This is a genomic window from Nostoc spongiaeforme FACHB-130 (genome assembly GCF_014698475.1).
Classification (GTDB): Bacteria; Cyanobacteriota; Cyanobacteriia; order Cyanobacteriales; family Nostocaceae; genus Nostoc_B; species Nostoc_B spongiaeforme.
Map to the genome: position 1 here is coordinate 1 of NZ_JACJTB010000082.1, position 14,760 is coordinate 14,760.

Annotated in this window: 14 protein-coding genes; 7 read left to right on the forward strand and 7 right to left on the reverse strand. The window is 40.8% G+C overall.

Going from position 1 to position 14,760, the window contains the following annotated elements; all coding sequences use genetic code 11:
- Positions 1-545: 545 nt before the first annotated feature.
- Complete coding sequence (psbZ, locus tag H6G74_RS30190) at positions 546-734, reverse strand: photosystem II reaction center protein PsbZ (RefSeq protein ID WP_062287525.1); 189 nt, start codon at positions 732-734, stop codon at positions 546-548.
- Positions 735-892: 158 nt separating this feature from the next.
- Here psbZ and H6G74_RS30195 point away from each other — a divergent pair, with 158 nt between their 5' ends.
- From H6G74_RS30195 to abc-f, 3 genes are all read left to right on the forward strand, one after another.
- Positions 893-3,598 carry a CBS domain-containing protein gene (locus tag H6G74_RS30195; RefSeq protein ID WP_190971208.1) on the forward strand — a complete coding sequence of 902 codons (2,706 nt, stop codon included), beginning with the start codon at positions 893-895 and terminating at the stop codon, positions 3,596-3,598.
- Between the two features lie 23 nt (positions 3,599-3,621).
- Entirely contained in the window at positions 3,622-4,215 is a 594-nt protein-coding gene (locus H6G74_RS30200; protein ID WP_190971197.1) for a Uma2 family endonuclease, read from the forward strand.
- Positions 4,216-4,567: 352 nt separating this feature from the next.
- Positions 4,568-6,175 carry a ribosomal protection-like ABC-F family protein gene (gene abc-f, locus H6G74_RS30205; protein WP_190971198.1) on the forward strand — a complete coding sequence of 536 codons (1,608 nt, stop codon included), beginning with the start codon at positions 4,568-4,570 and terminating at the stop codon, positions 6,173-6,175.
- 4 nt (positions 6,176-6,179) lie between these two features.
- Here abc-f and fghA read toward each other — a convergent pair whose 3' ends face one another.
- The 4 genes from fghA to H6G74_RS30225 all read right to left on the reverse strand — a co-directional run bounded on the left by fghA (position 6,180) and on the right by H6G74_RS30225 (position 9,487).
- Positions 6,180-7,022, reverse strand: coding sequence for an S-formylglutathione hydrolase (gene fghA, locus H6G74_RS30210; RefSeq protein ID WP_190971199.1), 843 nt, complete (start codon positions 7,020-7,022; stop codon positions 6,180-6,182).
- A 31-nt stretch (positions 7,023-7,053) separates the two neighbouring features.
- Positions 7,054-7,533, reverse strand: a complete 480-nt coding sequence (locus tag H6G74_RS30215) for a DUF29 domain-containing protein (RefSeq protein ID WP_190971200.1) — start codon at positions 7,531-7,533, stop codon at positions 7,054-7,056.
- Positions 7,534-7,584: 51 nt separating this feature from the next.
- Positions 7,585-8,244 carry a Uma2 family endonuclease gene (locus tag H6G74_RS30220; RefSeq protein ID WP_190971201.1) on the reverse strand — a complete coding sequence of 220 codons (660 nt, stop codon included), beginning with the start codon at positions 8,242-8,244 and terminating at the stop codon, positions 7,585-7,587.
- A 133-nt stretch (positions 8,245-8,377) separates the two neighbouring features.
- Positions 8,378-9,487: an S-(hydroxymethyl)glutathione dehydrogenase/class III alcohol dehydrogenase gene (locus H6G74_RS30225; protein ID WP_190971202.1), complete on the reverse strand. Its 1,110-nt coding sequence runs from the start codon at positions 9,485-9,487 to the stop codon at positions 8,378-8,380.
- A gap of 211 nt (positions 9,488-9,698) precedes the next feature.
- Between H6G74_RS30225 and H6G74_RS30230 the strand changes: the two genes are divergently transcribed.
- Both H6G74_RS30230 and rimM read left to right on the forward strand, forming a co-directional pair.
- On the forward strand, positions 9,699-10,982 hold the full coding sequence (locus H6G74_RS30230; protein ID WP_190971203.1) for a valine--pyruvate transaminase: 1,284 nt from the start codon (positions 9,699-9,701) through the stop codon (positions 10,980-10,982).
- 236 nt (positions 10,983-11,218) lie between these two features.
- Entirely contained in the window at positions 11,219-11,833 is a 615-nt protein-coding gene (gene rimM / locus H6G74_RS30235) for a ribosome maturation factor RimM (RefSeq protein ID WP_190971204.1), read from the forward strand.
- Here the strand turns inward: rimM and H6G74_RS30240 are convergent.
- Both H6G74_RS30240 and H6G74_RS30245 read right to left on the reverse strand, forming a co-directional pair.
- Positions 11,816-12,820 (reverse strand): serine/threonine protein kinase, encoded by a 1,005-nt coding sequence (locus H6G74_RS30240; protein ID WP_190971205.1) that lies wholly within the window; start codon positions 12,818-12,820, stop codon positions 11,816-11,818. The two genes, rimM and H6G74_RS30240, sit on opposite strands and share 18 nt — an antisense overlap.
- Before the next feature lie 209 nt (positions 12,821-13,029).
- Complete coding sequence (locus H6G74_RS30245; RefSeq protein ID WP_190971206.1) at positions 13,030-13,920, reverse strand: alpha/beta fold hydrolase; 891 nt, start codon at positions 13,918-13,920, stop codon at positions 13,030-13,032.
- Positions 13,921-14,092: 172 nt separating this feature from the next.
- Here H6G74_RS30245 and H6G74_RS30250 point away from each other — a divergent pair, with 172 nt between their 5' ends.
- Together H6G74_RS30250 and H6G74_RS30255 are read left to right on the forward strand one after the other, a co-directional pair.
- A complete protein-coding gene (locus H6G74_RS30250) occupies positions 14,093-14,371 on the forward strand; it encodes a type II toxin-antitoxin system HicA family toxin (RefSeq protein WP_190971207.1) in 279 nt (92 codons plus the stop codon).
- Positions 14,368-14,598: a type II toxin-antitoxin system HicB family antitoxin gene (locus tag H6G74_RS30255; protein WP_190589937.1), complete on the forward strand. Its 231-nt coding sequence runs from the start codon at positions 14,368-14,370 to the stop codon at positions 14,596-14,598. The genes H6G74_RS30250 and H6G74_RS30255 overlap by 4 nt, the downstream gene beginning before the upstream one ends.
- The last annotated feature ends 162 nt before the right edge of the window (positions 14,599-14,760 follow it).

Here is a 14,760-nt window from a genome sequence, read left to right on the forward strand (position 1 = left end):
ATGGTTCGGTTTCCTTCGAGCGAGCTTCGCTTTGCAGCGCCCCCTCTCTCAGGCACTTATCCAATATATCTAACCTTCCCCTCACTGTCAACCTCTTTTGGAAAAAATATTTTCACTCCCTATTATTTAGTTTTTGCGATTGCTACCCTATGGGGAGGCTCCGCCTACATCGTTTCTCCTCGCGGTAGACGGGTTAATGAATTGATCGCAAAGCTTAGAGCTAGACGACAAAACCAAGCTATAGACGTAATTTCAAGACTTGTGTATACAGCGTAGGGATATGGGAGAGTAGCACAAAAATTTTGGTCAACAGGGTTGAACTGCCTACCATATTCATCGGTAGACTTCAAGCTTTGATTTCGTTACTTTTATCTTGTAGTTTCCCTTTCCTTTTTGCTACCCCATCTCAACATAAGGCGTAGTGTATTTCACGCTTCGGTAAATCTGCTATGTCTGCCAAAAATGAGAAAAAAGGTAAATAAAACCATTTACCTTTTTCTTTTACTATCAGCTTTATGCTATTGTCTGAAACTTTTGTCAAGTGTCTAGACTACAAAAAAGTTTAATATACCAACCAACAGTACTAAAGCAATCCAGACTCCAGAACCTAGCCATAATAATCTTTTAGATTCAACCCAGTTTTGAGGGGTGGCATAGGCAACAGGAACGCCAACAACTAATACAAAAGACATCAAAACGAGAGCTACTAAAGCGAACTGGAATATTATGGTCATTTTTGCTTCTCCCAAGACAGCGTAATACTAAAGATAGAATATCCTAAAGGGCGACACTGGCAGTTTTTCCTTATTTGTTAACCTAGCAGAAATTGATACACTTTGGTTATTTGTCCTTTGTTTAGGTACTAAAGACTAATGACTAATGATCAATGACTATGGATTTAATTCTTTGCCATACAACGGCTGATTTTGATGCTTTAGGGGCGGCGGTCGGGCTGACTTGCTTGCTACCGGGAAGTAAGATTGTGTTAACAGGCGGCGCACATCCACCTGTGAGAGATTTTTTGGCGTTACATCGAGATGAGTATCCGCTGATTGAACGACGTTCAGTGAATCCGCAAACGATTCGTTCGATTACTGTAGTTGATACACAAAAGCGCGATCGCCTGGGTAAAGCAGCTGAATGGTTAGATTTACCCAGCGTGAAAGAAATTGTAGTGTATGACCATCACTTAGGGCAAGAGGGCGATATTCCGGCGACGCAATTGCATATTGCCCCGGTGGGTGCTTGCACAACTTTAATGGTGGAGCAATTACAACAACAGCAAATTTCCCTCACCCCGTCCCAAGCTACGGTGATGGCTTTGGGTATCCATGTTGATACGGGTTCCTTAACTTATGATTTATCGACAGCCAGGGATGCTTTAGCTTTGGCTTGGTTAATGCAGCAAGGCGCAAGTTTACCTGTGATTTCGACTTATCGTGATCCTGGTTTATCACCACAGTTGCAACAGTTATTAACCACAGCCTTACAAGAGTTGGAATATCTTTGCTTACGGGGTTATACGATCGCTTGGGTAACTTTAAAAACTGAGGCTTTTGTTCCTGGGTTATCAGGTTTAGCATCCCAAATAGTAGAATTAAGCGAAATTGATGCTTTACTGTTAGTCAATGAATATCCATTAGGGGAAGATGAATCAAGATTAACTGTAATTGGGCGATCGCAAATTCCTGGTGTCAATCTTAACTTGTTATTTCAACCTTTCGGCGGGGGTGGACATTCCCAAGCTGCATCACTCAACTTGCGGGGAGTGGATACACAAGCAACCTTAGAAGAACTTTTAGAAGGTTTAAAAGCCTCCATTCCCCATCCCCTCACAGCCAGAGATTTGATGTCATCCCCCGTCCGCACCATTCGCCCAGAAACTACTATTGCCGAAGCACAGCGAATTTTATTACGTTATGGACATTCTGGTTTATCTGTAGTTGATGCCCAAGGACAGTTAGTCGGCATTATTTCCCGGCGAGATTTAGATATTGCCTTTCACCACGGCTTTAGTCATGCGCCAGTCAAAGGTTATATGACTATCAATCTCAAAACCATCACCCCAGATACCACCCTGCCTCAAATCGAGTCGCTGATGGTGACTTATGATATCGGGCGTTTACCAGTCTTAGAAGATGGGCAATTAGTTGGTATCGTTACTCGTACCGATGTCCTACGGGAGTTACATCAAAACAGTGAGGAGTTTCAAACTTTCAATCCTCTTCACTCCCCACTCCCCACTCCCCACTCCCTACTCACCACTAACTTACAATCACGTCTTGCGCCTCAACTGTGGCAATTACTCACCAAAGCATCCCAAGCAGCAGAAAAACGCGGTTGGCATCTTTACCTAGTTGGTGGTGCTGTGCGGGACTTGCTGTTAGCCGAAACAGCAGACCAATTAATGATCAAAGATATTGATTTGGTTGTAGATGGCTTTCATAAATCAGCAGATGTTGGTGCTGGGGTGGAATTAGCAAAAGCATTGCAAGAACTTTATCCCGCCGCGCGGTTAGAAATTCATGGTGCGTTTCAAACTGCGGCTTTGTTATGGCACAAAGATGCAGAATTAGATTCGTTGTGGGTGGATATTGCCACCGCTAGAACAGAATTTTATCCTTACCCAGCCGCAAACCCTGAAGTTGAGGCGAGTTCTATTCGTCAAGACTTATATCGCCGAGATTTTACTATCAATGCACTGGCATTGCGGCTAACTTCTCCTCGTGCGGGTGAATTACTCGATTTCTTTGGTGGTTTATTAGATTTACAAGCCAAACAAATTCGGGTTTTACACGCCAATAGTTTTATTGAAGATCCTACGCGGATTTATCGCGGTGTGCGCTTTGCTGTGCGCTTTGGATTTGATTTTGAACCGCGAACAGAAGAATATATTCGTTATGCAATTAATAGTGGTGTTTACGATCGCACTGCTCAACACAATAGCAGAACTCCCGCTTTGCAAACTCGGCTGAAAACCGAATTGAAACATATCTTGGAAGCACCGTACTGGAAATCAGCTTTGGAATTACTCGATAATTTACAAGCTTTGCAGTGCATTCATTCCACCCTCACCTTAGATGCGGAACTTCTGCGTCAACTGCGGTTATTAGAACGCTGTCTGCACAGGTTTGATCCTCAACTTACCCTTGTCCACTGGCAAATGCGCCTAGAAGCTTTAATTGCCCACCTCAAACCAAAATATTGGAAAAAAGTCGCCAAAAATCTGCAATTACAAGACGATAGCATTCACCGCCTGCAAAATTTAGCCCAAGCGCAAGCAGAAGTTAGGGAATTATTACCTCAGTTGCAGCGTTCTAGTCAAATTGTGCAGTTACTAAAAAAATATGACTTGCCAATGCTGATTTTAATCGCCTTGCAAAGCCCGCGATCGCTCAGAAAACAAATTTGGCATTACTTAACAGTATTGACTCACATCCAACCCATTCTAAATGGTAACGACCTGAAGCAATTAGGCTACAAGCCAGGCCCCCAATATCGTCAAATTCTTGATGATATTCTTGCCGCTACGTTAGATAGAGTAATTACAAATAAAATAGAAGCAGAACAGTTTTTAAGTACAAATTATCCCAAATAACCAGTTATTTTATAGATGAAATTATGCAAATCCAAACACCAAAAAAACACTACACTCCCGAAGAATATCTCCAACTAGAAGAGACATCCGAATTTAAACATGAATACTACGATGGGGAAATTGTGTCAATGGCAGGTGGAACTACAAACCATAACGAAATTTCTTTAAATTTCTGCACTAATTTCAAATTTAATATGCGGGGTAAAAATTACAAAATTTATATGGGTGATGTGAGATTGTGGATATCTCGTTACCGCATCTATACTTATCCTGATGCTATGGTGATTGAAGGAGAACCAATATATGAAGGCAATAGTACTACTACAGTCACAAATCCTCAAGTTATTGTAGAAGTATTATCTAAGTCGACACAGAGCCATGATAAAACTGATAAATTTAGATTTTACCGTTCTATTTCCAACTTCAAAGAATATATTATAGTTAATCAATATGAATATTTAGTTGAGCATTATGCTAAAAATGCTAATAATCAATGGGTATTAACAGAATATGAGTCACTAGACGCAGTTTTATCACTCCAAACAGTAGATTTTGCTATTTCTTTGAGTGATATTTATGAAGGTGTGAATTTGTCCACAGTTGGAGAAGAGATTTAATTTTTGTGACACATACTACATCTTTGTGAATATTTTTCGCTTTCCGTAATGCTTTTGTGCTACACTGTAGTCTATATCAAACCTCATCGCATATCATCGAGATAGCTGAAATGAAGTAGTACCAGACAAAAATTCTCAAAACCGAATAAATACGCCAAGTTTGACAGGGTTACTTCAAATAATAATGAGCTAGAATTTTTGTTTTTATCTTCAATATTTTGATTTTAACCACATTTATCTGTGGTTGATTCTTCATGCAGATGTGATTGCATCGGAATATTTTGTCTGTTCAATTCACCCGGAATCTTCGTGCATAGATGGGTGAAAGTTGATGATTTGAGGTTTGGTAAGAATGCAGAAAAAATCAATATTAATCGCTGAGAATTTAAGTTGTGAACTCAGTGATATGCAGCCATTATTTTCAGGGATTCAAGCTAGTATTGCAATAGGCGATCGCATTGCTTTAGTTGGTCGCAATGGTATTGGTAAATCAACGCTATTGAAGATAATTGCAGGACAAATTCAGCCTAAATCCGGTTCGGTATTTCGGCAGGGTAGTGTTTACTATTTACCTCAAATTAGCACTATTCAAGAATCAATTAATGCAGATACAGTGTTGAATTATTTAATTTCAACTTCTGATGAATGGTGGGAAATTGCGGAAATTTTGCAAACCCAATTCAACACAACCATTGATTTATCCTTACCAATGGCTAATTTAAGCGGTGGAGAATTGACAAAATTATTTTTGGCAATTGGTTTAGCACAGCAGCCAAACTTATTGTTGCTAGATGAACCAACAAATCATATAGATTTACCTACATTAGAAAACTTGAGACAGTTTCTGGTAAATTTTGCTGGTGCTTATGTCATTGTCTCCCACAAACCTTTTTTCTTAGATCAAGTAACTAATGTGACTTGGGAACTTACCCCCCATCAATTAAAAGTATATGGAGGCAATTTTTCTCATTATCGACGACAAAAGCAAATAGAATTAGAAGTGGCAATGCGATCGCACGAAGTAGCAAGAAAGGAACTGAAACGCACCCAAGCTACAGCAATGCAAGAACAGCAACGCGCCGCCCAAGCACAACGTCAAGGTCGAGCCAAGCTTCTGAATGGTAGTATTGATAGAATGGCGGCTGGATTAATTAAAACTAAAGCCGAAGCCGCAGCAGGAACAGCTAAAACAAAACATGAAGCGGCTGTAACTAAAGCAACCCAAAAAGTTGCAGAGACAAAAATTAAAACTACCAAAGTCACCAGCATTAATTTAGAGGAAACAAACTATAAACACAGAAATTTAATTGCTATTCAAGGTGCCAATCTTTGGGTGGCTAATCGGCTACTAATCCAAAATATTCAGTTACATATTTCTTCTGGTGAACGTATTGCTATTATTGGGGCAAATGGTTCAGGTAAATCGACTTTTGCTAAAGCTATTTTGGGAATGGAGAAGGAAACAGTGTTATTAGAATCAGGTGAGATTTTAATTACACCTGTCATGAAAGCTGTTTATCTCGACCAAACTTATCAACTCGTAAATCGTCAGCAGACAATTCTCGAAAATATGCAATCTGCTAATTCCAATTTGAGTTATCAGTTATTGCGTCAACAACTAGGACACTTTTTATTTAAATATGATGATGTGCATAAATCAGCATCTGTGTTAAGTGGTGGCGAGTTGGCTAGACTAGCGATCGCTATGATTAGCATATCCGAAATTGACTTGCTAATTCTCGATGAGCCAACTAATAATCTTGATATTGAAACTGTAGAACAAATGGTCATCGGCATCAATGAATATCAAGGCGCTTTATTAGTCATTTCTCATGATATTGATTTTTTAAGTCGCATCAATATTAACCACAGTTGGCAAGTGAAACAGCAAAGTTTACAAATGACAAACTACTTACCCAATCAGCTTGAGCAATATTATCAAGAAATTGGTCAGTGTTAAAGTTTTAATTCAGCGCGATTGCATGATGGCGAATGTGATCAGAAATAAAACTAGCAATAAAATAGTAACTATGGTCATAGCCAGGTTGGTAACGTAAGTTGAGGGGTTGATTTACAGAAGCACAGGCTTGTTCAAATATTTCTGATTTTAGTTGTTCAGTTAAAAATTTATCTGCCGTGCCTTGGTCAATTAAAATGAGACTATGATAGCCTAATTGTTTGATTAATTCACTGGCATCATAAGCACGCCAACTATCTTGATGATTGCCTAAATAACCATTAAAAGCCTTTTGTCCCCAGGGACAATTCATTGGTGCAGCGATGGGTGCAAAAGCAGATACTGATTTATATTGTTGGGGATTACGTATAGCACAAACTAACGCCCCGTGTCCCCCCATAGAATGACCAAAAATACCTTGTTTGTCTGCTTGGATGGGGAAGTTAGCTGCAATCACCGCAGGTAATTCTTTGACAATGTAACTATACATTTGATAGTGCGATCGCCAAGGTTCTGCGGTAGCATCAATATAAAATCCTGCACCTGTGCCGAAATCCCAAGCATCATCTTCACCAGGAATACCTGTATTGCGGGGGCTAGTATCTGGTGCTACTAGCATTAAACCATGCTCGGCGGCGTAACTTTGCGCCCCAGCTTTGACCATAAAATTTTCTTCTGTACAAGTCAAACCAGAGAGGAAGTAGAGGACTGGTACTGGTTTTTGTGCGGCTTGGGGAGGCTGATAAACAGCAAAGCGCATTTCACTGTGACAAGTTGCGGAAGTATGAGAGTAAAAGCCGAGTTTACCGTCAAAGCATTTATATTCGGAGATAGTTTGCAGATGCGTCATGATTTGTATAGCGAATTTGTGGCGATCGCTATTATTCCATTAAATCATCGCTTGCAGGTTCACCAGGATAAAAGCGATCGCTTAAAATTTCTTCTAAAGAATAAGGGCAATTGTGGGGGAAAGTTTTTATGGGGAGGTTAGTTTCTCCAGCAGCTAAAGCAATCGCTTTTATATAAGCCTTCTCCACAATCTCTAGTAAATATGATTGTAAGCTAGGATTTTCTGCGAGTATTTCCGCAGTATCTAAACGTTGAATGCGAATTGTCGCTAACCAACTGCGGCTGCGTTTTGTCGATTGATATTCCCATTTTAATAAATGTGCAATTAATATGCTGAGGCGATTTCGCAATTCTTGGCGTTCCTTTCTCCCCAATGATTTAATTTCCTCGATTAAATTGGATAAGTCAAGTTGATGCCATTGTTGATGACGTAGTAAATCAGCTTGTTGCTGACTCCAAGCATAAAAATCAGTTTCATAGAGATTTGTGTGTTTATTTTGTGGTGTTTGCATAATTAAACTTGATTCTATTTCTCTGCCATTAAATCATTGTCAATAGCTAAACTACTGCTGAAGTTGTGCTTGCAGCATTTTCCGAAAAGCGCGTTTAGTTTGAGTTTCGCCTTGAGTTTTGCATTGGGCTAAAAAATCATAAACCATTGATTTAGTTAATATCGCAAATGTATTACTAGTTTCTGATTCTCTGTATTCGCCTTGTTCTAAAAGGTAAATAGTTAATTTTGTCCCGTTGTAACGCCAAAATTCAGGAACTTTCATATCCTGATACATTTGTTTTTTATTGATATCTGTATGGGTGATATCTACTTCTAAAATTAAATCTGGAGGTGGATCTATTGCTAAATTGACTATTTTACCTCTCACCGCAGGCTCATTTTGAATGTAGTAACATTTATCCGGTTCTGCACCTACTTTTAATCCTGGTATTTTTAGTGTAGTTGAAGCCATACTTTTGATATTAAGGTTCAGTTCCTCAGTCAAAAGATGAATCAATATACCAATATTTTCACTACCACTTTCATGTTCTTCTAAAGGTGTCATAATCTCCAACATTCCCTGATAATATGTCAGTCGGGCTGCACGATTATCACCCAAAGCATCAAGAATTTGCTCATAAGCATCCCAACTAATGTTATGCAGCGTGACACGCTTTTCTGCAAGTGGTGTTTCTTGAGGATTGCTTATCACTTCACTGGTAGTAATCATTTGCATCTCCCAAGTTTGGTAGTAATTAAATTAATTAGGTGTAGGTTGGGTGGAGGAACGGAACCCAACATTCACGCATACTTTGTTGGGTTACGCGATCGCTACACCCAACCTACTATTCTCTTAACTGAATCTAAAACGTTACAACACTGCGAATAGATTCACCTTTGTGCATTAATTCTAAAGCATGATTAATTTCTTCAATTGGCATTACATGGGTAATTAAATCATCAATATTAATTTTGCCATCCATATACCAATCAACAATTTTCGGTACATCTGTGCGTCCTCTTGCACCACCAAAGGCTGAACCTTTCCAGACTCTACCTGTGACTAATTGAAACGGACGTGTGCTGATTTCTTGTCCTGCGCCAGCCACGCCAATAATGACACTGACACCCCAACCTTTATGGCAGCATTCTAATGCTTGACGCATCACTTTGACATTACCGATACATTCAAAGGTGTAGTCTGCGCCGCCTTTAGTTAAATCAACTAAGTAACTAACTAAATCACCTTCCACTTCATTAGGGTTGACAAAGTGCGTCATTCCAAACTTTTCGGCTAAGGCGCGTTTGCTGGAATTAATATCTACCCCCACAATCATATCGGCTCCTACCATCCGCGCACCTTGGATGACGTTTAAGCCAATACCACCCAAACCGAAGACTACAACTTTTGCGCCTGGTTCTACCTTGGCGGTATAAATCACTGCACCTATACCTGTGGTGACACCACAGCCAATGTAACAAACCTTATCAAAGGGTGCATCTTCTCGAATTTTAGCGACAGCAATTTCTGGTAGTACGGTGTAGTTAGCAAAGGTGGATGTACCCATATAATGGTGAATCATTTCGCCACCAATGCTAAAACGACTCGTACCGTTGGGCATTACACCGCGTCCTTGGGTAGAGCGAATTGCTTGACAGAGATTGGTTTTGAGGCTGAGACAATATTCACATTGACGACATTCTGGGGTGTAGAGTGGGATGACATGATCTCCTGGTTTGACGCTGGTAACACCAGCACCCACCTCTACAACTACACCAGCGCCTTCATGACCTAAAATTGCCGGAAATAAACCTTCAGGATCAGCACCAGACAGCGTATAAGCATCGGTATGACAAACTCCCGATGCTTTAATTTCTACTAAAACCTCTCCAGCTTGTGGCCCTGATAATTGCACAGTTTCAATAGTTAGCGGCTTTCCCGCGCCATAAGCTACTGCGGCTTTAACTTCCACGAGTTAGCCCTCCTAGATATCAGTTGTATTAATAAAATCTTATGGGTTTATCTCGATTGATGCTGAGAAGAATCTTTTTTATCTAAAATTGCATTTTCTTGTGAGATTGGTACATTAGTTACAGGCGGCAAACTTGGAAGATGATATCTATCTACCGCATGAATTTTATAATTTTGTCAACATCTCAGTTAATTCTAATTCTACAAAGCTTATGAACCCTGCCCTAACGAAAATTGGCGCTCAAATGTCCAACCTCACTGGTGTACGAGCGATTATGAAGGACATTGTAGAAACGTTGCAAGCGAGTCAGGGGCAGGAGTTAATTAATTTAAGTGCGGGAAATCCGTTGATTTTGCCAGAGGTGGAACAGTTGTGGCGCGATGCAACGGCGGAACTGTTGGCGAGTGCGGAATATGGGGAAGTGGTTTGTCGCTATGGCGCAAGTCAAGGTTATGCGCCGTTAATTGAAGCGATCGCTAATGACTTCAACAAACGCTATGGTTTAAACTTAACCTCTCGCAATATCTTAATTACTCCCGGTAGCCAAAGCCTTTATTTCTACGCGGCAAATTCCTTTGGTGGTTCCGCCAGCAACGGTGAACTGCGCCAAATTGTTTTACCACTTAGCCCCGACTACACAGGCTATGGCGGCGTGTGTTTGCAACCAGAGGCGTTAATTGCTTACAAACCAACGCTGGATATAGACGCAGCTAACCACAAGTTTAAGTATCGCCCTGATTTTAGCCAATTGGCGGTGTCAGAACAAACTGGTTGTATTATCTTCTCCCGTCCATGCAACCCCACTGGTAACGTCCTCACAGCCGATGAAGTCAATAAAATTGCTGCCCTCGCGGCAAATTATAATGTACCTGTGTTGATTGATTCTGCTTACGCGCCCCCTTTCCCGGCGTTGAACTTTACAGAGATGCAGCCCATATTTGGGGACAATATTATTCACTGCATGAGTTTGTCGAAAGCAGGATTACCAGGGGAACGTATTGGTGTCGCTATTGGTGATGAAAAATTCATTCAAGTTCTCGAATGCTTCCAGACAAACTTGTGTATTCATGCTTCTCGTTATGGACAAGCGATCGCCTCTCGTGCGATCAACTCCGGTAAACTAGGAGAAATTGCTACACAAGTTATTCGACCTTTTTACCAAAACAAATTTGCAGTTCTGGAAACTACTCTAGATGCTGCTATGCCTAAAGATTTACCTTGGTTCCTCCACCGTGGTGAAGGCGCAATCTTTGCATGGTTATGGTTAAAAGATTTACCCATCACTGATTGGGAATTTTACCAAGAACTCAAAAAAGTCGGAGTTATTGTTGTTCCTGGTAGTACCTTCTTCCCCGGTTTGCAAGAAGAATGGTCACACAAACACCAATGTTTACGCATTAGTTTGACTGGTAGCGATGCTGAGATTGTAGCTGCGATGCAACGTCTCGCCAAAGTCGCCGAGCAAGTTTATCAGCGTGCTGTGGTGAGTGCGTAAGGAAGGCAAGAGGCAGAAGGCAGGAGGTAAAAGTCTTACTATGCCTGGTTTCGTGCTTTATACTTTGACTGCTATATTCTCGCGCCAGGCGACTGAAGTCGCGGCTACACGGACGAAACCCGCCTACGCGGGTTCTAAAACCTTAATTTTTTTAGTCCGCGCAGGCGGACTTTGTTTTTATAGCCGCGAATTCCATTCGTCGGGGCTATGTGCTATTGACCTTTGACTATTAACCAATGACCAAAAAACAGAAGAATCAAAAAACTGAAAAAAAATCCCAACTCCCAACTCCCAACTCCCCACTCCCCAATTTAGATGATTGGTTGGCAATTGGAAAAATTGTTGCGCCTCAAGGGTTGGCTGGGGAATTACGAGTTTATCCAGAAACGGATTTTCCCGAACGCTTTGAAGTACCGGGAACACGTTGGTTATTGCGTCCTGGCCAGAAAGAACCGCAACCAATAGAATTATTAGACGGGCGGTATTTGGAAGGAAAAAACTTGTATGTGATTAGCATCGCTGGGGTTGACAATCGTAACCAAGCTGAGGAATTGCGTGATTGTAGGTTATTTGTGCCGGCAAGCGATCGCCCCGAATTAGGCGAAGATGAATATCATGTTGTGGATTTAATTGGTTTGGAAGTTTTCTTACAAACATCCGGTGAATTGTTAGGGAAAGTGGTAGATGTCATCCCTGCGGGTAATGATTTACTCGAAGTGGAATTACTTAATCATGAAAAAGCTAACAAAAAAGTTTTAATTCCCTTTGTCAAAGAAATCACACCAGTCGTAGATATTGCATCTCGGCGCGTGGAAATTTTACCGCCACCAGGTTTACTTGATATCAATTAAAGATTGGCTTTCTTCTAACTGCTGGGCTGCACCACCCGGTTGCGAAAAAACTAACGTTGTTAGTCCTACTGCTAACATTCCCAACCCAGCTAAGGCTAACATAGCTGTGCGTTTTTTCAACTTCATGGCAGCTAGTAAAATTTCAATGAAAGAAGCTTTACCCGTAACAGGAATTGATTTAAGTGCTGCTAAAGCTGATGCTGCATTAGGATAGCGGTCTTTCCAGTTAGGTTGTACCATCCTCCATAACCAAGACCTAAAACTAGGATGGAATTGATTTTTTAATTGGGGAAATTGTAAACCACTATAACCAATATTCGCTGTTTGGGCATTGGTGAGTAAGCAAATCAATGTTGTCCCCACACTATATAAATCTGAAGCTGTTGTCAAAGCATAACCAAACTGTTCTTCTGGAGGAATAAAACCAGGAGTACCAGCAGATAAGGTAGTGAAAGCGATTTTGGCATTTTGTTGGCGAGCCAAACCAAAATCAACTAAATAAGCATTTAGTTGTTCGTCAAATAAAACATTTTCTGGTTTAATATCCCGATGAATAATTGGGTCAATTTGTTGTTGCAAATAAACCAAAATTTCTAAAAGTGAGATGGCTATCTGCTTAACTTCCATCGGAGAAAAGTTATCTTTTGTCCCCAAAGGTACAGCATTTTTATACTCTTGGACTAAATAAAAATTATTTGAGGTTGCAAAAGAATTTATATAGCGGGGAATGCGGGGATGCTGGAGTTTTTGCAGGATAGCAATTTCACGTTCGTAAGCTTTTGAACCTGCCCAATCAGTAGTTTCATGGGCAAGATTGAACTCTTTGATGACTACTGGTTGTTGAGATTTACAGTCAGTTGCAAGATAAGTAATGCGTTTATCTGCGTGATTCCGTCCTAGTTCTCGAATCACTTGATAGCCTTGCACAGAAAAATCTGCATAGTGACTGACGGGAATTGTCCCTTTATTACGCACATCAAGCTCCATTAAGTACCACCTGAGTTTGATTCTGTCAAGGTGCAATCAAAATAAAAGGTACTCACCCGGTAAATGAAGTATGAAGTCTGAAAGAGAAAGCAGAATTCAGAAGTAAAATCATCTTGATGTCGGACTAGAAAACCTAGATAGTCTACTTCACTAATTTGAAACTCTCTGTAAATACAGAAGTTAACACTTCAGACTTCACACTTCAGACTTTATACTTGTGTCAACCAATTGATCATTTGGGTGTTGACAATATCTGGAACTTCATCGTGGGGACAATGACCGGCGTTAGGAATGGGAATAATTTTGATATCTTTGCCATTCCCACGCGCCTCTTCGTAAATCTTCGCCCCTGTAATGGGTGTCCAAGGGTCATCAGCGCCCCAAATCACTAATAAAGGACGTTCGACTTTGGGTAAAAGTTCCTCTGGGCTAGGGCCTGGCGGCGCTGTCAGGATGGAAGCAAATACTTGTTGCGCTCCTGGGTCGCAAGAAGGTGTATAAAGTAAATTAACTAATTCATCAGTAACAGCAGCCCGGTTGCGGTAAACCTGATATAAAGTGCGGCGAATTTGAGATTTTTGGCGGATGCGGTTAAAGACAAATTTACCAGTAAGAGGCGATCGCACCACACGATTAAAAGTCGCCATCACAATACGTAGTGGTGGGTTTAATTCGTGGGGACGATGACTCAAACCACCTGCTGAATTAATTAACACCCCAGCAGCACTAATTTCAGGATGTTCTGTTAATACTATCAAGCTAATCAGTGCGCCAATGGAGTTCCCGATAAATACCGCAGGTTCTTGAATATGCACCGTCCAAAAATCTTTGAGTAATTCTACCCAGATTTCTACACAGTAATTTAATGGTGGTTTATCAGAACCGCCAAAACCCAACAAATCTACAGCATATACCCGATAACCAGCCTCGGCTAACACCGGGATATTTTTCCGCCAATGTCCAATAGAAGCCCCAAAGCCATGCACCAATACTAAGGGCTTGCCTGTACCCATGACGGTATATTGAATTTTATGCCCCTGCCAAGTCCAAATAAATTTTTCTAAATCGACTGATGGTAGTTGCTGGGTTGTTAAGGTCATTATTAAGATTCCTAAACTATTACTTTATATAGTAAAGTCTAGAGAATTTATGTAGGTTGGTTGAGGCGAGGCAAAACCCAACTTAATACTATTTGCTATCAACGAATGCTTTAGTGCGATCGCTTAGTTTAGTTAGTGAAGTAACGCACAAGCGATCGCACTGTTCTGCTCGATGATTATAATACGCGAGAAGTTGATAGCTAAGGGGCAATGCCAAAAAAAAATCAGAGAATTAAAAGCAATGGTGGCAAAAGCTGGGTATATCCTTCAGCCAGGACGAGGCAAAGGCAGTCATACATTTTGGAAACATCGAATGCTACCGGAAGAACCTCTGACTATTCCTGGCAAAGATGGTGATGATGCTCCACTATATTTAGAAAGAGGTATTCAACGAGTACTGAAAAAGTTGGAAGAACTCGAAAAACTTGCAAACGAGGAAGATGAGGAATGATCTATCACTACAGCATGGTGATTCAATGGTCACAAGAGGATCAACTTTTCTTGGTTCACTTGCCTGAGTTTCCCTGGCAACAATTTCATACTCATGGTAGGACTTACGAGGAAGCTGCCAAAAATGGTCAGGAAGTAATTGAAGCTTTTGTAGAAATGCTGATGGAAGATAATATCCCACTGCCAGAACCCCGAATGCTGCCTACAAAACCGTTGCAAGTGGCTTAATTAAATTAAGGGAGACAAGGGGGACAAGGGAGAGACTGACAGGTGTAGATTTTTTACAATTAGGAGGAGTTAAAACGGTAGAAATCGTTAACAGGAGTAGAAGGAAAAGAACTCCAGCGAAGAAGTTGAATAGGAAGATGGTTGAGTAAATTAGCAATCAGG